The sequence below is a fragment of the Acinetobacter sp. 22301 genome (genome assembly GCF_052045285.1).
GTDB lineage: Bacteria > Pseudomonadota > Gammaproteobacteria > Pseudomonadales > Moraxellaceae > Acinetobacter > Acinetobacter pittii.
Genome location: NZ_JBQEOR010000007.1, coordinates 1 through 23,820, shown reverse-complemented (window position 1 = coordinate 23,820; position 23,820 = coordinate 1). Strand labels below are relative to the sequence as shown.

Below are 23,820 nucleotides of genomic sequence, written 5' to 3'. Positions count from 1 at the left end.
CCTATCCACTTTATCGGTTTTGCAATTGATTGAAATGTTCAGACCGAGCATAGTGTTGTGATGTCTATTCAGTAAAATCATCTGTGAAGATGAGGACGAAATATGTTTGAAAAAATACGAAGTGATATGAATCCACATCAGGCTTACCGTATCAAAAAATTACAACGTCAATTAGACATGGCTGAATCTTATGAAGAATGGAAGTCTTTTGCATTAAAATTAGATGAAGAAACGGGTGTGCAAGAGTGGAAATTTGATAATAGTTCACCTTACTTCGATGCCGAACTGATTTCTTATCGATACACTTTGCTCAAAAGATATCGTCAGCAACATCGGACATTAGACCTCATCTATTTACTTAAAGAGGGTCTAACTTACGATATTGCAAATATTGGTCATCCAATGCTTTTTGCCGCAACACATGTCGGTACAAAAAAGTTAATTGAAGACTATATCGAAGAAGTTAGCCAAAGCTTGGCTTACATCGCTTCAAGTGAATGCATTACGTTTCAAAGAAAAGAAAAAATTGAGTTTTTTGAAAACTGTGAAAAGGCATATGGACAACCTGCACTTATGTTTTCGGGTGGGGCGACTTTAGGCCTTTTTCATACAGGTGTGTGTAAAGCTTTAATTGAACAAGACTTAATGCCTAAAGTGCTCTCTGGCTCAAGTGCAGGGGCAATTATGACAGGTATGCTTGGAACCTCTGCCAGTGAAGATATTCAAAACTTATTAAATGGTGAGCAATTCTTTAGTGACGCTTTTCATTTTAGGAAATTCCGTGAACTCATTAAAGGGAATGGTGGAATTGCCGATGTTCAGTATTTAAAAAAATTCCTCATTGAGAATTTAGGCGATCTTACGTTTGAAGAGGCTTTTAAAAAATCAGGTTTAAACATTAATGTGGCTGTAGCGCCGTATGATGCAACAGAAAACCCAAGAATTATGAACGCCATTATGACACCGAATGTTTTGGTGTGGAGTGCTGTATTGGCTTCATGTGCTGTGCCAATTTTATTCCCACCAGTACGCTTAACCAGTAAACGTTATGACGGTGAACATACACCTTATATGGCAAATACAAAGTGGGTAGATGGAAGTGTAAGAAGCGATTTCCCGCAAGAAAGAATGGCGCGGCTTTATAATTTAAACTACACCATTGCGAGTCAGGTTAACCCACATATTGTTCCATTTATGCAAAATGATGCGGATCGCTTCCGTAAAGACGTTTTAAGCTGGCCTGAAAGAATTCTAAGACGCCAAGGTAAAGTGCTATCAATGGGCATTATGGACTTTACGCGTCAACGACTTGGTTCTATATCCCCAGTTAGAAGATTGTTAGATCATGGCTATGGCGTAATGGGACAGCGTTATTATGGTGATGTGAATATCATTGCTAAATATAGCCTAAGTCACTATACCTACACTTTGCAAAACCCGCGTCCGCATCTGTTTAAGCGTTTGCAACGAGAAGGGGAACGTGCAACTTGGCCAAAAATTTCTTCAATTGAGACCCATGCTCGTATTGGTAAGACGATTCAGCATTGTTTAGAAGTTTTGCGCTTTGAAGAAAAGAAACAACAGCCTGAGTCTTACTATGCTGAAGCATGATTTTGCTTCGCATATAGAAAACTTAACATGTGTAACAAAGCCAACAAGTGCAGCGTTAGGGCGGTGTTTATGGACATGTACCATAGATACCGAAAATTACTGGTTAAAATATCATTTGCCTGAAACCCATGCTCAAAGTGAGCAAGATTTCATGCATGAGCAATTATTTTACGAAGAAATTCACTTTAAAAAACCTGCATGGCTTTTACCTTATAAATTGATTGAGGGCAGTTTAATTCCTCAGCTAGATCATTCTTTGGGTAAGGTTTTAATTTTACCTAATAGTGACGTGTGGTTCGGTTCATTGGTTCATGAAAGTGGTTTAACTGATGTATATCGTAAGATTTGGTTAGCAATAAATAAGCTTGCAGAGCTTCACGAACTTGGCTGGATTCATGGAGACGTCAAGGCAGAACATTTTAGAAATTTTCAGCAAAAGCCTTATTTAATTGATTTTGAGAAAACGAGACCGATTTCAAGTTGCGATACAGTCATGGATGCAACACCTCGTTATATGGCTCCTGAGCTATTTAGAGGAGGGTATAAGGGAATACAAAGCGATTTATATGCATTTGGCATCGTTTTATATGAATGGTTAACACAAACTCGCTTAGAAGCAGGTAGTTATCGTGATTGGGCAATCTTACACTGTCAAAATTTAACCATTCAATTACCCGCGCAGTTTTTGATTTTTTATCCCTTATTTGCAGGTTTATTACAAAAACAGCAGCAAAATCGATTTTCAAATGCTGATGAAGCAATAAATTGCTTAAAACAGATTCAAATTGATAAAAATCATTGATCTAGTATCTGTATACAATTTACACGGTTAGTTTTTTTTAGAAAAAAAACACTTGTCACTGTCAGATCTTATCGCTAATATACACAGCCATCGGGGGCGTGGCGAAATTGGTAGACGCACTGGATTTAGGTTCCAGCGCCGCAAGGTGTAAGAGTTCGAGTCTCTTCGCCCCCACCACTTTAAGTTAATAACTTAAAGTTTGATGTAGATGTTAAGTCATCTAGATCTTGGAAGAGGATTGGTGTAATGGTAGCATGACGGTCTCCAAAACCGTTCGTCAAGGTTCGAGTCCTTGATCCTCTGCCACATTTATTTTAAATAAATGTCCCAGATGGGGGCGTGGCGAAATTGGTAGACGCACTGGATTTAGGTTCCAGCGCCGCAAGGTGTAAGAGTTCGAGTCTCTTCGCCCCCACCATTAAAAAAGCAAGATTATGATCTTGCTTTTTTTGTGATTAAATCTTGAGTGTTTAATCATGAATATAGAGGATTGGTGTAATGGTAGCATGACGGTCTCCAAAACCGTTCGTCAAGGTTCGAGTCCTTGATCCTCTGCCATAAAATAAGGCTCCTATTCGGGAGTTTTTTTATTATTTATATTTTTAAAAATAACTTTTCATTCGTGCTCAAGCAATTTTCTAAATAGATATTTTTATAGCTGTTGCTTTTCAATGTTTTATCACATCATAGATTGTTTTTTAATTAAGCAATATACTGAATTTCTTAATCTTTTTATTAAGCTATTGTTTTATATTTATTTAACTTAAGTTTTGGAAATTATTTATATAAAAGCCTTGAATACAATTTTATTTCATGTATGATGCTGTTAACTAGAAAAAAGACTTGTTAGTAAATCTTCTTTTAAGTATCGTAGTTTTAGTCATAATCCTTCGTTTTTTAAGATATTAAGCTCAATTTGTTATTCTTTTTTCAAAGTTATGATAGGGTCATTATTTAATGATTCTAAAATATTAGAAATCAGTAGGATATATCATGTCTAATACAGTAAGTGGTACAGTAAAGTGGTTTAACGAAACTAAAGGTTTCGGTTTCATTCAACAAGACAACGGTCCAGATGTGTTTGCTCACTTCAAAGAAATCACAGGTTCTGGTTTCAAAACTTTGCATGAAGGTCAACGCGTAACATTTACCGTTACTCAAGGGCAAAAAGGCCCAAATGCTGTAAATATTATTCCACAATAATATAACAGCAAGTAAAAAAAGCACTTTTTAGTGCTTTTTTTTATTTTAGCTTTTAAAGAAATTTATTGTTCTTTTAGAGTATTAAAGCCCTCAATAGGAGGGCTTTTTATTTTCTTGTGAATATAAATCATTAGTTATTAAGCTCTTATAGTTAATAATCGAACGTATTTTTAAAATAAACTTTAGAATATGTGTGAAATATAAATTATTAGTAATAGGGATATGGTAGATTAAAAAATCTTTAAATAAAGAAATTTTATATTTCACGGAATTGCTAATGAACGTTCGCCTGTGTTATGCCAGTCAACGGAACGAAAAAAATGAAGACTTGTTGCAAGATTTACGTGATATTTTGACAGAAGCACGAGATTTCAATGATTTGAATCAGATCTGTGGGGTGCTCTATTATGCCGATAATGCTTTCTTTCAATGCTTGGAAGGTGAACGAGAGGTGGTTGAACGATTATTTGAAAAAATTACAAATGATGAAAGACACCACAATGTTAAATGGTTGTGTACATATTCCATTGAACAAAACTCGTTTCAACGATGGTCAATGAAATATGTACAACGTAATACAAATATCGAATCTTTCTTTCTAAAAATGGGAGAAAGTACTTTTAATCCTATTCGTCTTGATGAGCAAAATTTAAAAGCTTTCATCAATGAATTAGTCATTGCCGAACAAACTAAAATTAACACAGTTAAGAAAGTGGGTATGGTGAATCGTGGGGTGAAACCGTTTTAGCTATTTGGCTATCACGCCAATATGGATGGTCTTGAGTTTAGGTAATATTTTAGTCATGACTAAATATACAATAACTGAACTTGCGAGCATCCATATCACTTCTAAGCTTTGACTAATGACAAACATAGCCCAATAAAAAAAGCTAAATAGGGCGAGACAGAGTCCACTACCTTTAAAATACCAAGTAATAAATATTCCAAACAGTGCAGAAGAGAGAAGGAGATTAATCGTCTCGTTCATTCCTATGTAATTAAAGAAAATAATCAGTAAGCATAAAGCTAACATTGATAGTAAATATACAAATATATTTTTTGCAATAAACATTTTCTATACCCTATCTGATGATTAAAAAAAGTATCTTTCCTCTGTTTCCAGAGGAAAGATAGTACATATTAATTTTTGAGATTCTTTTTCTATTATTAAGAGTTTTTATATTAATAAAGATGACTTTATCATTTTCTCCAGATCTCTTTATTAATATTCAGCTTTCTATTTAATAGTAAAGAGTGCTTATATGTACTGAAATTAATTATAAGAAAAACAATTATTTGAGTTGTAAGCTTTGGCTTACATAATTGTGAGAGATTGCCTACATTTGTATAAATAATGATCGAATTTTACAAAATTAAATTTATAAAAAAATTTTTTTAACAATAACTTAAGTAAATATATTGTTTAGATGAGCTTTACATAAATAACAAAAAGTAACATCAACTTTAAGAGGTACTTTTCTTAAAATTTATAAATATTAATAAGAGAAAATTAATTTATTTAAAAAATTTTAACATTTGATAAAATATTGTTTTATTAAATTATATTTCTAATAAATAAAATTTATGTGTTGAAGGGTTTTTAATGTGATTAATAGTGAGGAAATTATATTTATATTTTTGTGTCATCTAGTAATGAGCTGCTTTTGAATTAAGAGAAAAAACTACTGCAATATAAATGAAACTAGAATATCAGATTTATAAAATTTGAATTATGGCCAGCATAGAACTGACTACACTGGCTTTACTGATTTTGAATTAATTATTCTGAACGAGTAGCTAACCAAGTACTTACTTCTGGCCAGACCGTAGTGGGTGCTTGACTACCAGAAACTACGCCCATATGACCACCTGGTACCACCTTAAATGTTTTGTCTTGGCTACTAATTAAATCCATGAGTGGTTTAACAGCATCAGCTGTGACAATAATATCTGTGTTACCACCGACAGCTAACACAGAGCATTTAATGTCTTTTAGATAGGCGGTAAGTTCACCAAATTTAACTACACCTTTAGACAGTTCATTATCAATCCAGAAACGGAGAATAATATCGCGCATGACACCGCCCGGATAGGCCAACATATTATCGATAAATGAGCTTGAGGTTGCATGGTCGACAATAAACTCTCGGTTATCTAGATTCTTAAAAAGTTCCCAATATGTTTTCAGATTTCCAATCGGGTCAGTTAATTTAAAACCAAGGGTATTTTGCCAACCATGAATATGAAATGCTTCACTTGGTACATGATGACGAATACGAAATGGCGTATGTTTGCGAACCCATTCGGCAGGTTTGGTAAGACTACCGTATAGTTTCCCCATATAACCTGCTTTGTGTGTGTCGATAGGGGAAGCGAGAATAATTAGATTTTTAATATCTTTATCTTTAAACAATGCGGTATAGCAGAGCGAAAGTGCGCCGCCTAAACTCCAACCATGCAAAGAAAGCTGTTGCTGACCACTGTGTAGGCGAACTTGCTTTAACATCTCTGGCATGAAAACTTTAATATAAGTACCGAAGTTGTATTTTGCTTGGTGCCGAGTTGGGATGCCCCAGTCAATTAAGTAAACATCAAACCCTTGGGCTAAAAAGAAACGTACAAAACTACGAGTAGGGAACAAATCGTAAATGAGCATGTTCACTGCTAGTGGTGGAACAATAACTAAAGGTACGCGGTGTTTAGGGGTAGAGGTATCAGTCTCATTTTTATAATGGCGTAAGCTAATAATTTCATGCTTATGAATCACATCAAAAGGTGTTTTTCCTGACAAAGCTATTTGAGGGCCTCTGAAAAAGAGATCTGATGCATTGATCAGCATGTGAGGTATTTTTTGACCAGCACGTGTCTGAAGAGATTTTTTAATAGATTGTAGCTGTGGAACGTTCTGACGAACTTTAAGCAATAAACTCATTGAATATAAAACCTATAAAGATGTTGCCCAGAACAGTAAAGAGCTGGTCTTTGAAGGATATTAAAGTGAATGATGGAGAAGTTCAGTGACCCAAAGGACAGGATTTTTCTTTAAATGTATCAAGTAGAGCTTAGCTTAGCCCAACATACTCTTACTTAAAAAATCGGTAATAAGATTGAGGCAACCAGATGTCTTGATTTCATCGCTTGAGCATTTAAATGTTTAAAAAATTAATTATCAAAGCAATATAGAAATTTAAGAGAGGATACATTGTGATTTTTTACTAAATACTCAAAATAACAAATTGATTTATATGATTATTATTAAATAAAGATGGTTTTTGTAAAGTTTGTTTGTGTTTTTTTTAAATAATAAAAAATAAAATATAATTATTTTACAATCCATTAGGAATGTAATCAGAAAGTAGTATATATGGAATTTGTTTTTAATGGTTTTTATACACTAATTTCGGCGGTTATCGTCTTATTGTTGGGCCGTTTTCTTGTTAATCGTATTGATTTTTTAAAACGTTATAATATCCCTGAACCTGTAGCGGGTGGTTTGGTTGCTGCTGTAGTTTCTTTACTTGTCCACACTTTGTGGGGGTATAGCATTGTTTTTAGTAGTGAATTACAAACCAGCTTTATGCTCGTGTTCTTTGCTTCAATTGGTTTAAGTGCTAATTTTATGAAGCTTAAAGAAGGTGGCACTGCTTTAATTATCTTCTTAATTTGTGTAGCCTCATTTATTGTTGTGCAAAATGCTGTTGGTATGAGCCTTGCGACTTTATTGGGCCTTGACCCACTTATTGGTTTGATTGCTGGTTCAATTACCTTAACAGGTGGTCATGGTACAGCTGGCGCATGGGGTGAAATTTTAGAAACCCAGCATGGTATTCAGGGTGCTTTAGCATTAGGTATGGCGAGTGCTACTTTTGGTTTGATTATTGGTGGTGTGATTGGTGGGCCGTTAGCGAAATTACTTATTAATCGTTATAGTCTTGCTCAACCAAAAACTAACGCTGAAATCCAAAATCGCGACACACATCTTGAACAAAATTCAGATGACCTTGCTCCGTTTGAAAACCCGCATCAAGTCCGTTTAATTACTGCCGATAATGCAATTACTACACTGGGTATGTTTGCAGCATGTTTAGCATTTGCTGAATTTATGACTGGTTTTAGTAAAGGAACTTGGTTTGAGTTACCAACTTTCGTTTGGGCACTCGGTGGCGGTGTAATCTTAAGAAACATTTTAGAAAGCGTGTTGAAAATTGATATTTTTGACCGTGCGATTGATGTATTTGGTAACGCGTCTTTGTCGCTTTATTTAGCAATGGCATTGCTTTCGTTAAAACTTTGGCAACTTGCCGACTTAGCTGGTCCACTTGTCGTGATTTTAGGTGCGCAAACCATTACGATGGCTTTATATGCGGCATTTGTGACGTTCCGCGTCATGGGCAAAAACTACGATGCAGCAGTGTTGGCAGCAGGTCATTGTGGTTTCGGTATGGGTGCAACACCAACAGCTGTGGCAAATATGCAAGCCATTACTAATATGTATGGTCCATCGCATAAGGCTTTCTTGATTGTTCCGCTTTGTGGCGCATTCTTTGTCGACTTAATTAATGCGACAGTCATTCAGCTCATGCTGAAATTTATTGCCTAATATAAAAAAAGCCCGTTAGGGCTTTTTTTATGGGTGTTTGTCCATGAGTATTTGATTCCTATTTATAGGCTCAATTTTTATTTTCGTATGACTCAAGCCATTTTATTTTTAGGATGCTTTTTCTCAAAACTAATAATCGCCCTTGAACCTCGTTTCACATAGAATAAATTGCAGATAAATAAAATGAGAAATGTATGAGCTCAGAAGCACATTCAATTAGCTTAGTTGCCCCCGTAGTTTTATTGGCAGCGGCTGTCATTGCAGTTCCTATTTTTAAACGTATTGGTTTAGGTTCAGTACTTGGTTATTTAATTGCGGGTCTAATTATTGGCCCATTCGGTTTTGCTTTTTTTCAAGATTCTGCCGCAATTTTGCATATTGCCGAGTTGGGAATCGTGATGTACCTCTTTGTGATTGGTTTGGAAATGCAGCCGTCACATTTGTGGAGTCTTAGACGCGAGATTTTTGGCCTTGGTACGCTACAGATTATTATTTGCGCGCTGGCTTTGACTGGCGTTGGGCTATTATTTGGCTTTACATGGCAAGTTGCTTTTATTGGTGCGGCAGGGTTCGTCTTAACCTCGACTGCGATTGTGATGCAGTTATTGGGCGATCGGGGTGATTTGACTCAGCCCCGTGGGCAAAAGATTGTAGCCATCTTACTATTTGAAGATTTACTCATTGTGCCATTGCTGGCTATTGTTGCTTTTATGGCACCGAATCATGTGGTCGAAAGCACGTCGGTACGATTAGAAAATATAGGAATTGGTTTAATCGCAATTGCAGGGCTTATTGCGGCAGGGTATTGGTTACTTAATCCATTATTTAGACTGTTGGCCGCTGCTAAAGCCCGAGAAGTCATGACTGCGGCGGCATTGTTGGTTGTGTTGGGTGCGGCGTTACTCATGCAAGTCAGTGGTTTGACTATGGCGATGGGTGCTTTTTTGGCGGGTGTACTTTTATCTGAATCAACATTTAGACATCAAATTGAAGCGGATATTGAACCATTCCGAGGAATCTTACTGGGCCTGTTTTTCCTTGGGGTCGGTATGTCATTGGACTTATCGGTAGTTGCTCAAAACTGGCAACTGATTGTGAGTGGCGTAATTGCCCTGATGCTTGCCAAAGCGCTCATGATTTATATGGTCGCTCGAATAACGAAAAGCCCTCATACAGAAGCGTTGGATCGCGCTTTACTTATGGCTCAAGGTGGAGAGTTTGCCTTTGTACTTTTCTCGGCTGCGCTAAGTGCACAAGTTATTGATAGTACTGTTAAATCTAACTTAACCGCCATTGTTGTGCTTTCAATGGTGTTGACCCCAATAGTCGGTATTATTTTCAAACGTTCTACTCAAGCAAAAACGAAGGTTTCATTAGAAAATATCAATATTGCCGACGGGCTAAGTGGTAGCGTTTTAATGATCGGTTTTGGGCGCTTTGGACAGGTCACCAGTCAATTATTGTTAGCAAGAGGTGTCGATGTCACCATTATTGATAATAATACCGACATGATTCGAAACGCCGAAAAATTTGGTTTTAAAATTTATTATGGCGATGGTTGTCGCTTAGATATTTTACATGCTTCCGGTGCTGCAACAGCACAAGCAATTGTGGTGTGTGTAGATAGTAAGGAAACGACTAATCGAATTGTAGAACTCGTGACCCATGAATTTCCTTTGGCAAAACTATTAGTACGTTCATATGACCGCGAGCATTCACTGCATTTAGTCAAACAAAAAGTGGACTTTATGATTCGTGAAACGTTTGAATCAGCAATTAAGTTTGGCGGTGTGATTTTGCAAGAACTTGGTGTGGATGAAGACGAGGTAGAAAGAATTACCGAAGAAATTCGGGATTTAGATAATGAGCGTTTTGAAACTGAAATCGCGGCAGATGACGTCAATGCGGGAGTAGGTATGCAATATACACATACTCATCACCCAAGACCAACTGCGCCATTGATTCGACCAAAACAAGAAGGGCGGATTTTAAATAAGGAAGATACCTCAGAGAATGAGGGTGTGGATTAGTCATAAAGCCCAGTAAGAGTTTTTTAGAAAAGCTTTTACTGAGCATTTTTATTGGTGGAAGTACCTTAAGTTGCTAAATTCCATCCGTTTGCCAATCAAATCATTTGACCTTATTAAAGTTAGATTTTTAGTTATATTCATAAACCCGATTACAAACGCTCTAAAGCCGTACCTTTAACTGGGTTTCTGCGCCAATAATAGGGTTGTAAAAATCTAAGGAAAAGCTTCCAAGGCGTCATCCATGCGATGCGTCGATTGGTTTTCTTGTTTTGAATAATTTGTTTTGCTAAATATGAACAAACAACTTCTGGCGGATCAATCACAAAGAAAAATAAGCGCTTCATCTTTTTCCAGTGTTGTACGTTGCCATTGGTCCAAGACGAAACTAACAGATCGGTTGCGACCATACCGGGGCTGAGCGTACCAGTTAAAATAGAAGTCGATTTGGTCTCTTTATAAAGTGCTTTGCTAAAATAACTTACTGCTTGTTTAGTGGTCGCATAGGGGGTCATTCCTGGACTCCATTCTCCGTTGCTTCCCCAACCTTCCATGTTAAAAATTTGGCCATATCCTTGTCGGAGCATGCCTTTTAGAGCTACTTGCGAACCAAGCATTGTGCCCAAAATATTAGTTGAAACGGCTGCATTTAATTCATCTGACTGAAGGTCAATAAACTCTTTCGTTGGGTGGCAGCTGCCTGCGTTATTAATCCACACATTTACTTGTCCAAAATGCTGAATTGCTCCCTCCCATAAGGCTTGTAAATCTGCAATTTGTGTCACATCACAGCATGAACCAATAAATTTTTCTTTACTAAAATGATTTTCTAGGTGAGTGAGAGCATGCTTAAGATGCTCCGCGTTTCGTCCAGCGATGACAACTGAACATCCCAGATCTAAAAAAGCGTGGGCGAGTGCTAAACCTATACCTTTTGTGCTTCCAGTGATGACTACGCAGCCAACTTCACGACTAGATAAACTCATTGAAATCTCTAAATTTTTTTAAAATTAACGCTATTGAGCAGCTTTATGAAAATGAGTTGTTTGCTCTTTTAATAAAAGCAAATAGATAATTGATAAACTTATCATCGAAATATTCATTACGATAGGGTTATAAGGCGAGATAAGTGTAGAAGGTTTTAAAAAACCAATTAAGAATAGTAAACCGAATAAACCTAAAATACTTAAATAGTGAATATATTTATGAGTATAAAAAAGAAACAATAAACCAAAAATAATTTCAGCTATACCGCTCGCGCGCCCTGCAAGTTTTGCATACTCAAAAGAAAGTCCGATGGTTTGCCATACAAATATTTCATCAGAGTTAATAAAAATTAGTTTAGGAACCAGTCCTTGATAAAACCACAAGAAAGCGAGCATAAAGCTTATAAATTTTAATGCTTTAGCATTGTCCATTAAGATTCTCTAAAAGATTGAAATTTCAATTTTGATCATTGCGATTATTATGTTTTGATTTAATTTATTCTTCAATAGCTAATAAGACTAGCTAGTTTTTTTAATCATTTCTTATGGTTGTTTTTTAACATTAATGTAGGGATATGATAGGAAAATTTTATATTAAAACATAGGAGAAATACTCCTATGTTTTTAATTTTATGGTTCACTAACTAATCTTGATATATTTTTTAAAAGTATATTTCTTAGAAATTGTCTATAGCATTCATCTGTATTTTTGTTTGAATGTTGAACTAAATAACCGTTGAGCTGTGTAATTATAATTATGGCTCTTTCTTTGTATTCTTCTGATGAGATTTTATTATGAATAGGGAGTATAATTTTATATATAAGTTCAAAATTATACTTTTGTATCATTGATAAAGAATCATATACATAGGGTAAGTGATCTGAAATAGAAAATACCTCTTTAAATGTATGCGTAATGACCGGTTGTTCTATTTCATATATTATATTGGTGATAATATTCATAAACCGATGCAAGGGTGGCTCATTTGCATTTAAGTTGATTAAAATTTCTATACGCTGTATGTAGTCGAAAATTAATTTATCGAGTAAAGCTTTTAATAAACTATCTTTATTTTGGAAATAATGCTGTAAGGTACTTAAACTAATATTCGATTGAGCTGCAACTCCTCGCATACTAAAACCAGAATAACCTTTGGTAAGAAAAACTATCTCAGCATTTTTTAAGATTTGCTTTACTCTTTCTTGTCCTTTTAGTGTGGTAAAGGACTTCTTTATTTGCATAGTATCAAAGGTATCAATTTTGATCATTATCCAGCCTGTAAGTACTATTTAAAAAAAAGGCATTCTAAACCATGAAATTAGAAAAATATAAATAAAATATTTAAATTCTATTAAACTAATTATGGGTCATGTGACCTATAATTTTTTAATATCGGTCATATGACCTAATCTAAAATTAAAAAATAGGTCGTGTGACTTATTTTTGTCTCTTAAGTAATAGTTAAAATAGGTCGTGTGACCTGTTTAAATAATAATGAGTTTCTTATGATTTTATTAAATCTATAAATTATTGTATTTGAATAAATATTGACTAATTTTTATTTGATAGATGATATTTATTTTCTCTATTTCTTGGACTTTTTTTTAAAGTAGGGGTGGGTATTTAGTTAGGTGTTTTTTTAACTGTTAAAGAAAGAATTTTAAATAAGTAAACATAGTCTTTTTGTAATGTGTGTATACAAGTTAAATAATTGTTATTAAATTGTGAAAAGAATCACACAATAGTAAAAGGTAGTTTGTTTTATATATAAAACAAATTGGACATATTTTATTTATTGAGTTTGATTCATTTTGTTCTACAAAACTAATCATTATATATGTAGGTTATGAATATGAAAAACATTCAGAAATCACTTCTTGCAGCATTAATAGTTGCTGGTTATGCAGTAAATACTCAAGCGGCTGTTACTGGACAGGTTGACGTTAAATTAAATATCTCAACAGGCTGTACTGTAGGTGGTAGTCAAACTGAAGGGAATATGAACAAGTTTGGTACTTTAGATTTTGGTAAAACTTCTGGTACTTGGAACAACGTATTAACAGCTGAAGTCGCTTCAGCAGCAACAGGCGGTAATATTTCTGTGACTTGTGACGGCACGGATCCTGTTGATTTTACAGTTGCAATTGATGGTGGTGAACGTACAGACCGTACTTTAAAAAATACTGCTTCTGCTGATGTAGTTGCATATAACGTTTACCGCGATGCTGCTCGTACAAACCTTTATGTTGTAAACCAGCCACAACAGTTCACTACAGTTAGTGGCCAAGCTACAGCGGTACCAATTTTCGGTGCAATTGCTCCAAACACTGGCACAGCAAAAGCCCAAGGTGATTATAAAGATACTCTATTAGTTACTGTAAATTTCTAAATATAAAAAGAAATAATTGATTGAGTGGCAGGTTTACTTAAAAGCGAGTGAACCTGTTTTAAATGGAGGGGAGATGATATTTAATCGCGGTTCTATATTTATAATTTCTTATTTTTTAATTTCTTCATTAAATGCGGGTGAAATTGGAGCTAAGTTAACAAATCAAATTGAATTATTACCTTCTTGTTCTATTAATAATAAAGTTGTTGAAAATAATGCGACAAATTTAAATTTCGGAACTGTTGATTTTGGTGAAACCTCAACTGGTTTTAATGGGGTGGTCGACGCAAGTTTGATAAATAATGGAAACTCTGGTTTACAGATACAGTGTGCTGGTATTTCTACTGTAAAAATAATATTTGGTTCTGGAAATAATGATAGTAAAGTTCCTGCTTATTTTTCACAAAATTATTATCATGCATTAAGTAATGGTAGAGATTTTGTTGCTTATAACTTGCTCTATGGTTTAGATAAACAAGTGATTAGAGCGAATGATGCTTTTATTCTTAATGATATGAATACTAAAAAGAATATCGATATTTTTGGTCAAGCCATACACGATGGTGGTCGTATATCTAAGGGTGAGTATAGAGATATAGTGCCAATTACAATTGAGTTTTAAGAAAATGAAATATTTTTATTTTAAAGCAATATTATTGCTATCTGTAAGTCCATTTATATATGCGGTAGATCCTCAATTAAATTCTAGTTTTAAAGTTCAGGCTAAAATTGAAAATGGATGCTCAATAGATAATATCGAACAGAAAATTGATTTTGGTAAATATTCAGCTTTATCAAAAGATAAAGTCGTTTCTAATATTATAAATAGCAAAGAATCTTGGAATATTCGTTGTACTGAAAGCTTGCCTGTTAGTATTTCTATAGATGGTGGTGAAAATCTACAGAATAATATAAGACGTATGAAAAATGGTTCATCTTCGAATTATTTGCCTTATAAGTTATATAACTCTAGCAGTTTGTCTACTGAATATGTTGTCGGTAATAAATATTTATTGCCTGCCACAGCACCTACAAACCGTCTGGCAAATTTTGAAATATATGGTGTCGTTGATTTAGAAAATAATAATGAACCACATACTGCTGGAATTTATAAAGATACTGTTTCAATAATGATTACATGGTGATTTGTATGAACAATTCTGCATTTATTAAAAATGGCATTTTAAAATCTTTTTTATTTGCAAGTACATTATCACTTGTTACACCTGTGATGGCGCAAGCAACTTTTTTAATTTGGCCTATTTATCCAAAAATTGAAGCCAATGAAAAAGCAACAGCGGTTTGGCTTCAAAATACCGGCAAGACCGATGCGATGGTGCAAATTCGGGTGTTTAAATGGAATCAAGATGGCTTAAAAGATAACTATAATGAGCAATCCGAAATTATACCAAGCCCGCCTGTAGCTAAAATTAAAGCAGGTGAGAAGCATATGCTTCGTTTAACCAAAAGCGCCAATTTGCCAGATGGCAAAGAACAGTCATATCGGTTGATTGTAGATGAGTTACCGATTCGCCTTTCCGATGGAAACGAGCAAGACGCTTCTAAAGTGAGTTTCCAAATGCGTTACTCAATTCCGTTATTTGCCTATGGAAAAGGTATTGGTAGTGGTTTAACTGAAGAGAGCCAAAAAGCAAATGCAAAAAATCCTTTAGCCAAACCCGTTTTACAGTGGTCCGTCCGCAACAATGAGAAAGGCCAGTCTGAGCTATATTTAAAAAATAATGGACAGAAATTTGCGCGTCTTTCGGCACTTAAAACTTCAAAAACTGGCAATGATATTTCTTTAGGGAAAGCTGCTTTTGGCTATGTTTTATCGAATAGTACCGTGAAGTTTGCTATTGATAAGTCGACTGCAAATGAATTGTTAAAAACTTCTAAAATTTATGGTGTTGATAGCTCTGGCATAAAACAAGAGTTGATCGAAATCACAAAAATGGAGGATCCAACATGATCCTTCGGCATAATAATTTATGCAAAAGTATTTTGCTAATTTTGTTGTCGGGTGGATGCTTAAATATTCCAAATGTTGCTGTTGCTGGCGATTTGCCTCCACCACCAAAAGATATTAACGAAATTAATCAATTGTTTAAGCTATATCTAGACTTGGTTGTAAACCAATATTCAGTTCAGCAGGTTGTGCCTGTCATCGTTAAAAATGATGAGTACTTCATACAAAAAAACAAGCTGATTGATGAGTTAGAAATTCAAATTCCTCAGGAGCTACTGACAAACAACGAGACCGCTTTAACCAATCAAGATATCTTAACTTTGGGGTTTAGTGGTGATGCAAGTGACTGGATATCTTTAGATAAGTTGAAAGATGTAAGCTATGAATATCAATCATCAAACCAATATTTTAAGCTTAACTTTCCACCTGCTTGGATGCCGACTCAAGTTTTAGGTAAAGACTCATGGTATAAGCCTGTCGTTGCTCAGTCTGGTATAGGGCTACTCAATAACTATGATTTTTATACTTATAGACCCTATCAAGGCGGTTCAACCAGTAGTTTATTTACTGAGCAGCGTTTTTTCTCTCCGTTAGGGGTCATTAAAAACTCTGGTGTCTATGTCAAAAATCAATATAAAAATGAAGGTAACGCCGAGTCTTTAGACAATGATGGCTATCGTCGTTATGACACATCTTGGCAATTTGATAACCAAAATAACGCTACATCTTTTGTACTAGGTGACATTATTACCGGTAGTAAAACGACTTGGGGAAGCTCTGTCCGTCTAGGTGGTTTTCAGGTACAGAGAAATTATTCAACTCGACCCGATTTAATTACCTATCCATTGCCACAGTTTATTGGGCAAGCCGCGTTGCCAAGTACAGTCGATTTAATTATTAATGGTCAAAAGACCAGTTCAACAGAGGTACAGTCTGGGCCGTTTATTTTAAACAATGTTCCTTTTATTAATGGTAAAGGGGAAGCTGTTGTGGTCACGACCGATGCAGTCGGGCGTCAGGTTACAACAGCGGTCCCATTTTATATTTCTAATACTTTGCTCAAGCCCGGCTTATTTGATTACTCATTGTCTTTAGGGAAAATCCGTGAAGACTACGGACTTAAGAACTTTTCTTATGGAAAATTTGCAAGTGCAGCCGATGCCCGTTATGGGGTCAATGACTGGTTTACCGTAGAAGGTCGTACAGAACTTTCTTCAGACTTACAGCTATTGGGTGCAGGGTCTGTACTCAAGCTTGCAAACTTAGGTGTGCTGAGTGCTTCTTTTAGCCAAAGTAAGGCCGATAAGTCTATGTCTGAAGATCGAGCTAAAGATTTAGAGGGTAATCAATATACGGTCGGGTACAGCTATAACCGTAATCGGTTTGGTTTTAGTATTAACCATAACCAGCGCGATGATGAATATACCGATCTTTCACGGCTGCAATATAGCAATTTAATTTCGGTCAATAGCAATAAAAGCTTAACGGCCAATACTTACTTTGCGACCAAAAATTCAGGCACATTTGGCGTCGGTTATATTAATACTAAGGCGAATGACTTTAAAAACCGCTTCTTAAACTTGTCATGGGCACCTGTTTTACCGACTTATATGAATGGTGTGACCGTTTCATTAAGTGCCAACCGTGACTTTATCGAAAAAGAGTGGAGTGCTGCATTTCAGCTTTCGATACCACTGTTCCAACGAAACGCGACTGTGAACTCGGGTTATGCATTTAATAAAGAGGGCGATACGGGTTATATTAATTTCAACCGTTCTGTACCGTCTGAGGGTGGTGTGGGTGTCGACTTGACCCGACGCTTTAATGAAAATAGTGAAGATTTAAATCAGGCACGTGTCAATTACCGCAATGGTTATATCAATACCGACTTTGGTATGTCTGGAAACCATGACTATAACTATTGGTTTGGTCTATCTGGTTCACTTATTTATATGGGGGGTGAGATATTTGCTTCAAACCGTTTAGGCGATTCTTTTGCATTGGTCGATACCAACCAAGTACCAGATGTTTTGGTTAGATACGAAAACAGTTTAATTGGTCGTAGTAATAAAAAAGGCCATATTTTTGTGCCATCGGTGACGCCTTATTATTCGGGTAAATACAGCGTCGACCCAATCGATTTACCTTCAAACTTTACAATCACGCAAGTTGAACAACGTATTGCTGCTAAACGCGGCTCGGGTGTTGTGATTAAGTTCCCAGTTCATCAGTCTATTTCTGCTAACGTTTATTTAACTCAAGCAGACGGCAAACCGATGCCTGTTGGTTCAGTCGTGCATAGAGCTGACCAAGAGTCGTCTTATGTGGGAATGGATGGCATTGTCTATTTAGAAAACTTGAAACCCAACAATACCGTAACTGTTCAACGTTCAGATCAGAGCGTATGTAAGGCAGATTTTTCTGTAGATGTAGAACAAGCCAAGCAACAAATTGTGGTGGTTAAGCCTGTTACGTGTCATGAGGTATCTTTACCATGAAAATAAAAACAAAAAAATTACTCAGCCATTTATGTATGTTTTCTGGACTGATGTTGGCTGGAAATTTGGCTCATGCTGCATGTAGTGTGAGTGCTTCTGGTTCATCTACTATTTCGGTTCCGTCTATTTACCTAATGGAAAACGGTGAGAATTCTTCACAGTTTAATTCTGGTTTGTCATGTACGGGTTTTAGTCTGGCTTTAGCAAACATGACATATCTAAAATATCGAGTTGAACAAATGTCGAATTCGTTTACCAACGCTCAAACCGGAGAAAAGCTCAATGCTGTTATTTTAGATAGTAATAATGAAATCATTAGCTTAGGCCAAGAAAAAGACATGAGTAGCTTTACACTGGTCAATCTTTTTAGCGGGCCAGATGGTAATTTGCCTTTTTATATACGCCTTCCGGCTGGGCAAAGCGTATCACCTGGTGTTTATCAGGCTGATTCACCGTTAAAAGTAAAATGGTTTTATTCGGTACCAGGGGTTGCTATTGCCGGAATCGGTATATTCTTTGAAAGCCCAGGATTTAAACGCGGGGTATTGGGTATCGGTTTTAACTGGGGAACTGGAACAGACTCGCTTGGTTCACTGTCAATTACTGTACTTCCAGACTGTCGAATTTTAGCTCAAGACGTAAACTTTGGTACAGCGGCGTTTGCGTCCAAGCTTGAACCTGTTCAGTCTTCTATGGGAATCCGTTGCTCGGTAAATACCCCATACTATGTCAGTTTAAATAATGGACTTTCCCCTCAAAACGGTAACCAGCGTGCCATGAAGTCGCAAACGGGAAATACGTATTTAAAATACGATATTTTCAAGAACTCATCGAATGATCGATGGGGAAGCGGTAACGAGCGTTGGTCGAGTTTAAATGCAACGATTAACCCGGGCGTACATAATGGAGTAACGCAGCAGAATTATGTGTTTACCACAAAAATTGTTGATGAAAACGCAGATACAGTACCAGCGGGAACTTACCAAGACACGGTCACGGTACAAGTCGAGTTTTAAAGACTATTTGCTTTTTATAAAAGATAAAAGCTCAGTTCATGGGCTTTTATCTTTGAATAAATTATTAGATTTTCAAATTTTATAAAACTTATTCCAGTTCCAATTCATTATCATCTTTGGTAATTTTAATTTTTAACTTTTTATATTTTCGCTTATTTGGATCTAGGGCTGAGTTCATCACTTCATCCGCGAAAGGAGGACACTGCATCAATTTTGCATAAGCCCTATAGCCGATGCGTATTCGAGTAGGCGGGCAATCGGTTCTTTTTGAGTAGTATTCAATGAGTGAGTTCAGTTCTTGTAATAAAGTTTGCTGTTCCATCATACATACTTAACAATTAGATGACTTAAGCATAATAGACTTGGCCGTTTAGCGGAATATGCCTTTAAAATGTACAGCTATATAAATTGTGATGTAGTTCTCTAAAACACATATTTTATGTATGAAGTTTGTTTAGGAGAGATTTTGGATGTTTTTTTAATCGGATTGTCATAAAGAAAGGCTAATTTAGACTCATAACAAAAAAGATGAAGATTGTTGCGAACAATAAAATCAAAAGCAATTTTCACAGACGTGGTCGTGAGGTAATTAGGGCTAATTCGAAAGAGTTGGCTTTTTTGTTTTAGTGCATTTGCTTAGATCAAGATGTCCTTTATTAACATTCAATTGCAAATAATCAAGTTCTAATATGGAACTTCATTTTTTAAGTAGATAAAAATAAAGGATCTTAAAAATGTTAATCTCAAGCGATAGATTACCAAAGAGTTTTAAAGACAAAGCCAATCAAAAGGTTGCCAAACTTTCAGGCTCATTGTTGGGAGCTGTTACACCAGAGCGACAAGCAACATTGCCAAAAGAGTTTGAACTCAGTCATCATACTCTTTATAAGCGCTTTGGTAGTACACATTACGGGGTCATGATTCCTGACTTACCTGAACCCTTTCGATATTTATCTTGGGCTTCGGTATTAGGTTATCTTGGATTTACGATTACAGATACCAACTATCAAATGTCTAAAGATGGAAAAGGGGATACAGCTTCTTTGGTACATGGAACAGCATTATCGACAACGCCTGAGGCCTACAGAACATTTTCAATCAAAAATGATATCAAGTTTAACCAAACCCCTTTTGGGATTAATTTTGACAATCAAAGTGTCATGCATGAGGATGGTGATGGATTTATATTAATTACTAAAAGAGAAGATTTAGAACTAGAACTTCATTTAAAGCCTACCAAAGCTATTTCATGGTTTGCCTATAGTGCCTTTTATAAGCATTTTAGTGTCTTGATGCATTATGACGGCTACATTAAACAAAAAGGCAATAGTGAGAGTATTAAAGGGCTTTGTACGCTTGAGTCTTGGAAAGCTGTAGCGACCTCAATGCTCAAAAATAAATGGTTAGTTGAGAATATTCAACTTCCTGTAAAAGTCTTTAGCTATCAAGTTATTAATATTGACCACGAACAGCAGTTATTGCTGGCTTTTATTTGCTATGAAGACCAACCCATTTTGACTTCTGTTTACTATCGTCATATTGATGGAACGTCAATTCAATATAATGGAGATATACTTTTTGAAGTAACGAGTCTTCAAGAAGAACCGCAGATTACTCCCGATAATTTTTCAATGAATGTACCAAATACTTTTTGCTGGGTTGCTTATCACAACAATCAAAAGGTTTTAGATATTTCAGCACATGTAGATACCCCGTATTGTTTCGGATTGGCAGCTGGTTTTGTTTCTTCATATGCATGGCAAGGCGAATTCTATGATCAGCCATTAGTGGGAAGGGGTTACTTAGAATATATCGACCGAAGGTAGAAACTTATTGCTTTTAACTTGCCAAATAAGCAAGGTAAGTTGATCAGGTTTATCAGTGGATGGGATTTATTGTCCAGAAACTCTAGACGAAGCTAATTTTGCTGTGCATTCTGTTTTCTGAATGTACAGCCTATTCAGACTTTAATTTTTTTCTATATTGATGAGGAGTTATACCTGAATATTTTTTAAAAGCCCTAACAAAGTTAGTAGACTCTTCATATCCAATCAAGTTTGCAATATCTTGAATATTATATTGTTCTTTTGCTAAAAGTTTTTTTGCTTCCTTGAAACGAATCTCATTAAGAAGTTGAAGAAAGCTAGTTCCTTGTGTCTGTAAATGGCGTTTAATCGTTCTTTCAGACATATTTAAACGTTTAGCAATCTCGGGAAGAGAAGGATAGTTTTTATTAAAATTATGTAAAAGTTCCATCTTTATCGAGTTTTGCAAATGATGTGTGGCATCTTTTACTATTAAACCTTTATCTTTTTCACAGTATTGAATAGCTTGTTGGAAGGCAACTAAATCACCTTGTGGATTGGACTGTTTTAAATATTTTAAAGGAAAAGCTATAGCATTCCGCTTACTATTAAAATGATATTTTATATTTTTATTTAAAATCTCTTCATAATCTGAAGATTCACACCAATCTAGAAAAATTTCACATTCCTCTAAATTTTCTTGAATAAGTAGTTCTAATAAATGAATTCCACCAAATAAAAGACTTTCAATTAAAAATGCTCTTAGTTGTTGAGACTGCTGTTCATCACCTAATTTTACTGGATGAACATCGTCTAGATAAATGTATACAAGTTTTTCGTCGAAAGTCCAATTAGGTATGAAACTTTGAATACGTGTACAGAAAAAATGTTGGCAAAGATTTAGAGCTGTTTCTACATCTACGCAACTCAAAAAAGCAAAACCTAATGAGCCATGGGCCGTTGGTCGTAAAGCTGATCCGTATTCTATTCCTAGACGGTTGTTACCAGTCAGCCGAAGTGCATTGGCTACTAATTTAGACCATTGATGTGCACTCATCTTTGCATCATATTGCTTGATGTCTAATAAGGATAGCCCTGTATTTTCTAGAAGAATCGCAGCACTAATATCATATTTTTCGCAAATCTCTAATAAAAGACGGGCATAAGAAATGGATATGGTCTCATGAAATAATCCAAAAGGATCTTGCATATATTTAGTCTTGGCCTAAATTGATCATTAATATGGCATATCTACACCTATTGTGTGAAGAGTTTTTTTAATAACTTATAAAAATAATATTTGATCATTTTGAGTTCCCAGATGCTGGATAAATATTCTTATGCAATTGTTGAAAATCCAAGTGCAATGAAACAGTTTCCTTTCAATGTAGCCTCTAGATTTTTTAATAAAGATGCACCGAATGCTACAGAAGCACAGATAGCATCCTTTAATTGCTTTAGACAAATTGGTGATCCTATAGCAGATAATTTAGTTGAATGTATGCATAGAGTTGGATCTTCATCTAGGCATATGTTTAATCAAGCTCTTGAATATGGAATTGAGACGGTTGATAACCCACCTCAAGAACTCATAGATTTTTTTGCTGTAGTGGATGACTTCCCATATTGGGTAGATCATAAAAGGCTGGAGCGTGCTACTCGTTTTTATCAATTAATAGGTAAAGAAGCTTTTGCCATTTTTATTCCTGGTTTGACTGTGAGTTATGTCGCTCCAGTTGCCAATCACGTTTTATTAAGATCGGGAGATCTTTATAAAAAAGCAGGAAAGCGTGCTGTAGAAACATTAAATTGGTTTAATGATGTCACTGCTCCGAATGGTATGTCTAGTCGTTTTAGTCCGGGATATAAGGCATGTATACGAATAAGAATGATCCATGCACATATGCGCAAAGCTATGAAATCCAAAAATGACTGGGATTTTGATCAGTGGGATGAACCTATTCATCAAGTTATTTACACTGCAACAATTTTACCATTCGCCTTACTTGCAACTTTGGGTGCAAATATTTTAGGAGTACTTTATGCGAAACAGGAGCGTGAAGATATTTTTCACCTGTGGCGTTTAATAGCACATGTTGTTGGGGTGCATCCTTCACTTGTTCCAACGAATGAACGAGATATTTGGCGTTTAACTTGGATCGAATTACATCAAGTTTTTATCCCTGATGAGACATCTGCCATGTTAGGAGGTGCTCTGTGGCAATCCTTAGATGAAATAATACGCATTGATCAAAATAAACTTATAGACCGTATTCAAAGAAAAATGACCCAAGATTATATTAGTACTCTTGCTCATTTAATGCTTGGTAAAGAGATCGCAAGCTCATTAACTTTCCCAAAAAAATCAATGACAGGCATCGCACTAGTCGGTGGTTCATTTGCTAAGAATTTTGTTGTCACTTCAGTTGCACGTGTTCTACCTAATGGTATTGATCGTTTAGGTAAATATAAAGCTAAACAACGCAATGAGTTCATGCAACAAATCATTAAAAATACTCAGGCTGATCTTAGTTATGAGAGGGGATAATGATTAAATAGTTGTATAAACCAAATTTAATAATAAATTTTAATTATTTATCCTTACTTTTTTAATGATCTAATTTAAAACAGATGTCATTTTGTGTGCTTGACTGTAATAGTGTTGAGCACTATCCTTTGCCTGCTGGCCTACATTGCCAGCCGGCTTTGACAGGCTGTTTTAGACCGCATCAGAATATTCCTTCTGAGGAATACTCTTGTGTGTAAGCTTCTCGTCTCCTCCCGTTGCGGTAGGATGATCTGACCCCATAAAGTTGGACAGTTAGTTAAGCAGTTTTTAAAAACTGGTTTCTATATTGTACAGGGGATAAACCTTGTAGCTTCACCTTGATTCTCTCATGATTATAATAATGA

22 protein-coding genes and 4 tRNA genes are annotated in these 23,820 nt (G+C 35.6%); 18 read left to right on the top strand and 8 right to left on the bottom strand.

Going from position 1 to position 23,820, the window contains the following annotated elements; all coding sequences use genetic code 11:
* Positions 1–102: 102 nt before the first annotated feature.
* The 8 genes from ACTJJH_RS11840 to ACTJJH_RS11805 all read left to right on the top strand — a co-directional run bounded on the left by ACTJJH_RS11840 (position 103) and on the right by ACTJJH_RS11805 (position 4,364).
* Positions 103–1,611: a DUF3336 domain-containing protein gene (locus ACTJJH_RS11840; protein ID WP_005073515.1), complete on the top strand. Its 1,509-nt coding sequence runs from the start codon at positions 103–105 to the stop codon at positions 1,609–1,611.
* A complete protein-coding gene (locus ACTJJH_RS11835; RefSeq protein WP_372551071.1) occupies positions 1,598–2,413 on the top strand; it encodes a protein kinase domain-containing protein in 816 nt (271 codons plus the stop codon). Before ACTJJH_RS11840 ends, ACTJJH_RS11835 begins: the two co-directional genes overlap by 14 nt.
* 92 nt (positions 2,414–2,505) lie before the next feature.
* A tRNA-Leu gene (locus ACTJJH_RS11830) sits at positions 2,506–2,590 on the top strand.
* Between the two features lie 55 nt (positions 2,591–2,645).
* A tRNA-Trp gene (locus tag ACTJJH_RS11825) sits at positions 2,646–2,719 on the top strand.
* Between the two features lie 27 nt (positions 2,720–2,746).
* Positions 2,747–2,831: transfer RNA gene (locus tag ACTJJH_RS11820), tRNA-Leu, on the top strand.
* Between the two features lie 66 nt (positions 2,832–2,897).
* Positions 2,898–2,971, top strand: a tRNA-Trp gene (locus ACTJJH_RS11815).
* A 435-nt stretch (positions 2,972–3,406) separates the two neighbouring features.
* Complete coding sequence (locus ACTJJH_RS11810; protein ID WP_086265869.1) at positions 3,407–3,616, top strand: cold-shock protein; 210 nt, start codon at positions 3,407–3,409, stop codon at positions 3,614–3,616.
* A gap of 277 nt (positions 3,617–3,893) precedes the next feature.
* Positions 3,894–4,364, top strand: coding sequence for an AnBLUF65 family BLUF photoreceptors (locus tag ACTJJH_RS11805; RefSeq protein WP_005073517.1), 471 nt, complete (start codon positions 3,894–3,896; stop codon positions 4,362–4,364).
* On the opposite strand, the gene ACTJJH_RS11800 is transcribed toward ACTJJH_RS11805, so the two are convergent.
* Both ACTJJH_RS11800 and ACTJJH_RS11795 read right to left on the bottom strand, forming a co-directional pair.
* The gene (locus ACTJJH_RS11800) at positions 4,365–4,688 is read right to left on the bottom strand and encodes a hypothetical protein (RefSeq protein WP_005073518.1); all 324 of its coding nucleotides are present in this window, start codon (positions 4,686–4,688) and stop codon (positions 4,365–4,367) included. It abuts the gene before it with no gap.
* Between the two features lie 708 nt (positions 4,689–5,396).
* Positions 5,397–6,548 (bottom strand): alpha/beta fold hydrolase, encoded by a 1,152-nt coding sequence (locus tag ACTJJH_RS11795; RefSeq protein WP_086394961.1) that lies wholly within the window; start codon positions 6,546–6,548, stop codon positions 5,397–5,399.
* Positions 6,549–6,980: 432 nt separating this feature from the next.
* Here ACTJJH_RS11795 and gltS point away from each other — a divergent pair, with 432 nt between their 5' ends.
* Both gltS and ACTJJH_RS11785 read left to right on the top strand, forming a co-directional pair.
* Positions 6,981–8,216, top strand: coding sequence for a sodium/glutamate symporter (gene gltS, locus ACTJJH_RS11790; RefSeq protein WP_063099204.1), 1,236 nt, complete (start codon positions 6,981–6,983; stop codon positions 8,214–8,216).
* 194 nt (positions 8,217–8,410) lie between these two features.
* A complete protein-coding gene (locus tag ACTJJH_RS11785) occupies positions 8,411–10,246 on the top strand; it encodes a monovalent cation:proton antiporter-2 (CPA2) family protein (RefSeq protein ID WP_440601162.1) in 1,836 nt (611 codons plus the stop codon).
* 149 nt (positions 10,247–10,395) lie between these two features.
* Here ACTJJH_RS11785 and ACTJJH_RS11780 read toward each other — a convergent pair whose 3' ends face one another.
* The 3 genes from ACTJJH_RS11780 to ACTJJH_RS11770 all read right to left on the bottom strand — a co-directional run bounded on the left by ACTJJH_RS11780 (position 10,396) and on the right by ACTJJH_RS11770 (position 12,498).
* A complete protein-coding gene (locus ACTJJH_RS11780) occupies positions 10,396–11,229 on the bottom strand; it encodes an SDR family NAD(P)-dependent oxidoreductase (RefSeq protein WP_017480794.1) in 834 nt (277 codons plus the stop codon).
* Between the two features lie 30 nt (positions 11,230–11,259).
* Entirely contained in the window at positions 11,260–11,661 is a 402-nt protein-coding gene (locus tag ACTJJH_RS11775; protein ID WP_017386491.1) for a DoxX-like family protein, read from the bottom strand.
* A gap of 198 nt (positions 11,662–11,859) precedes the next feature.
* Positions 11,860–12,498 carry a TetR/AcrR family transcriptional regulator gene (locus ACTJJH_RS11770; RefSeq protein WP_320123645.1) on the bottom strand — a complete coding sequence of 213 codons (639 nt, stop codon included), beginning with the start codon at positions 12,496–12,498 and terminating at the stop codon, positions 11,860–11,862.
* 584 nt (positions 12,499–13,082) lie between these two features.
* Between ACTJJH_RS11770 and csuAB the strand changes: the two genes are divergently transcribed.
* The 6 genes from csuAB (at position 13,083) to csuE (ending at position 19,102) form a co-directional block, all read left to right on the top strand.
* A complete protein-coding gene (gene csuAB / locus ACTJJH_RS11765) occupies positions 13,083–13,619 on the top strand; it encodes a Csu fimbrial major subunit CsuAB (RefSeq protein WP_002049140.1) in 537 nt (178 codons plus the stop codon).
* Between the two features lie 73 nt (positions 13,620–13,692).
* Positions 13,693–14,241, top strand: coding sequence for a spore coat protein U domain-containing protein (locus ACTJJH_RS11760; protein ID WP_440601212.1), 549 nt, complete (start codon positions 13,693–13,695; stop codon positions 14,239–14,241).
* Between the two features lie 4 nt (positions 14,242–14,245).
* Positions 14,246–14,764 (top strand): Csu type fimbrial protein, encoded by a 519-nt coding sequence (locus ACTJJH_RS11755; RefSeq protein WP_440601161.1) that lies wholly within the window; start codon positions 14,246–14,248, stop codon positions 14,762–14,764.
* Positions 14,758–15,591: a Csu fimbrial biogenesis chaperone CsuC gene (gene csuC / locus ACTJJH_RS11750; protein ID WP_148728131.1), complete on the top strand. Its 834-nt coding sequence runs from the start codon at positions 14,758–14,760 to the stop codon at positions 15,589–15,591. The genes ACTJJH_RS11755 and csuC overlap by 7 nt, the downstream gene beginning before the upstream one ends.
* Positions 15,588–18,086, top strand: a complete 2,499-nt coding sequence (csuD, locus tag ACTJJH_RS11745) for a Csu fimbrial usher CsuD (RefSeq protein ID WP_440601160.1) — start codon at positions 15,588–15,590, stop codon at positions 18,084–18,086. The genes csuC and csuD overlap by 4 nt, the downstream gene beginning before the upstream one ends.
* Entirely contained in the window at positions 18,083–19,102 is a 1,020-nt protein-coding gene (gene csuE / locus ACTJJH_RS11740) for a Csu fimbrial tip adhesin CsuE (RefSeq protein ID WP_002116603.1), read from the top strand. Before csuD ends, csuE begins: the two co-directional genes overlap by 4 nt.
* 88 nt (positions 19,103–19,190) lie before the next feature.
* Here csuE and ACTJJH_RS11735 read toward each other — a convergent pair whose 3' ends face one another.
* Positions 19,191–19,424 (bottom strand): hypothetical protein, encoded by a 234-nt coding sequence (locus ACTJJH_RS11735; protein WP_005803604.1) that lies wholly within the window; start codon positions 19,422–19,424, stop codon positions 19,191–19,193.
* 412 nt (positions 19,425–19,836) lie between these two features.
* On the opposite strand from ACTJJH_RS11735, the gene ACTJJH_RS11730 reads away from it, so the two are divergent.
* On the top strand, positions 19,837–20,928 hold the full coding sequence (locus tag ACTJJH_RS11730; protein WP_440601159.1) for a DUF6670 family protein: 1,092 nt from the start codon (positions 19,837–19,839) through the stop codon (positions 20,926–20,928).
* A 130-nt stretch (positions 20,929–21,058) separates the two neighbouring features.
* On the opposite strand, the gene ACTJJH_RS11725 is transcribed toward ACTJJH_RS11730, so the two are convergent.
* A complete protein-coding gene (locus tag ACTJJH_RS11725; RefSeq protein ID WP_005306915.1) occupies positions 21,059–22,117 on the bottom strand; it encodes an AraC family transcriptional regulator in 1,059 nt (352 codons plus the stop codon).
* A gap of 111 nt (positions 22,118–22,228) precedes the next feature.
* On the opposite strand from ACTJJH_RS11725, the gene ACTJJH_RS11720 reads away from it, so the two are divergent.
* Complete coding sequence (locus ACTJJH_RS11720) at positions 22,229–23,455, top strand: oxygenase MpaB family protein (protein WP_440601158.1); 1,227 nt, start codon at positions 22,229–22,231, stop codon at positions 23,453–23,455.
* A gap of 277 nt (positions 23,456–23,732) precedes the next feature.
* Here the strand turns inward: ACTJJH_RS11720 and ACTJJH_RS11715 are convergent.
* A partial coding sequence (locus tag ACTJJH_RS11715; protein ID WP_143229212.1) for an IS3 family transposase occupies positions 23,733–23,820 on the bottom strand: 88 nt, incomplete at its 5' end.

Coding starts and splice junctions, on each gene's coding strand:
- ACTJJH_RS11775 (WP_017386491.1), bottom strand. CDS start 11,661: ATGGACAATGCTAAAGCATTAAAATTTATAAGCTTTATGCTCGCTTTC.
- ACTJJH_RS11840 (WP_005073515.1), top strand. CDS start 103: ATGTTTGAAAAAATACGAAGTGATATGAATCCACATCAGGCTTACCGT.
- ACTJJH_RS11805 (WP_005073517.1), top strand. CDS start 3,894: ATGAACGTTCGCCTGTGTTATGCCAGTCAACGGAACGAAAAAAATGAA.
- ACTJJH_RS11770 (WP_320123645.1), bottom strand. CDS start 12,498: ATGATCAAAATTGATACCTTTGATACTATGCAAATAAAGAAGTCCTTT.
- csuAB (WP_002049140.1), top strand. CDS start 13,083: ATGAAAAACATTCAGAAATCACTTCTTGCAGCATTAATAGTTGCTGGT.
- csuC (WP_148728131.1), top strand. CDS start 14,758: ATGGTGATTTGTATGAACAATTCTGCATTTATTAAAAATGGCATTTTA.
- csuE (WP_002116603.1), top strand. CDS start 18,083: ATGAAAATAAAAACAAAAAAATTACTCAGCCATTTATGTATGTTTTCT.
- ACTJJH_RS11800 (WP_005073518.1), bottom strand. CDS start 4,688: ATGTTTATTGCAAAAAATATATTTGTATATTTACTATCAATGTTAGCT.
- gltS (WP_063099204.1), top strand. CDS start 6,981: ATGGAATTTGTTTTTAATGGTTTTTATACACTAATTTCGGCGGTTATC.
- ACTJJH_RS11720 (WP_440601158.1), top strand. CDS start 22,229: ATGCTGGATAAATATTCTTATGCAATTGTTGAAAATCCAAGTGCAATG.
- ACTJJH_RS11780 (WP_017480794.1), bottom strand. CDS start 11,229: ATGAGTTTATCTAGTCGTGAAGTTGGCTGCGTAGTCATCACTGGAAGC.
- ACTJJH_RS11760 (WP_440601212.1), top strand. CDS start 13,693: ATGATATTTAATCGCGGTTCTATATTTATAATTTCTTATTTTTTAATT.
- ACTJJH_RS11785 (WP_440601162.1), top strand. CDS start 8,411: ATGAGCTCAGAAGCACATTCAATTAGCTTAGTTGCCCCCGTAGTTTTA.
- ACTJJH_RS11835 (WP_372551071.1), top strand. CDS start 1,598: ATGCTGAAGCATGATTTTGCTTCGCATATAGAAAACTTAACATGTGTA.
- ACTJJH_RS11755 (WP_440601161.1), top strand. CDS start 14,246: ATGAAATATTTTTATTTTAAAGCAATATTATTGCTATCTGTAAGTCCA.
- ACTJJH_RS11735 (WP_005803604.1), bottom strand. CDS start 19,424: ATGGAACAGCAAACTTTATTACAAGAACTGAACTCACTCATTGAATAC.
- ACTJJH_RS11730 (WP_440601159.1), top strand. CDS start 19,837: ATGTTAATCTCAAGCGATAGATTACCAAAGAGTTTTAAAGACAAAGCC.
- csuD (WP_440601160.1), top strand. CDS start 15,588: ATGATCCTTCGGCATAATAATTTATGCAAAAGTATTTTGCTAATTTTG.
- ACTJJH_RS11795 (WP_086394961.1), bottom strand. CDS start 6,548: ATGAGTTTATTGCTTAAAGTTCGTCAGAACGTTCCACAGCTACAATCT.
- ACTJJH_RS11725 (WP_005306915.1), bottom strand. CDS start 22,117: ATGCAAGATCCTTTTGGATTATTTCATGAGACCATATCCATTTCTTAT.
- ACTJJH_RS11810 (WP_086265869.1), top strand. CDS start 3,407: ATGTCTAATACAGTAAGTGGTACAGTAAAGTGGTTTAACGAAACTAAA.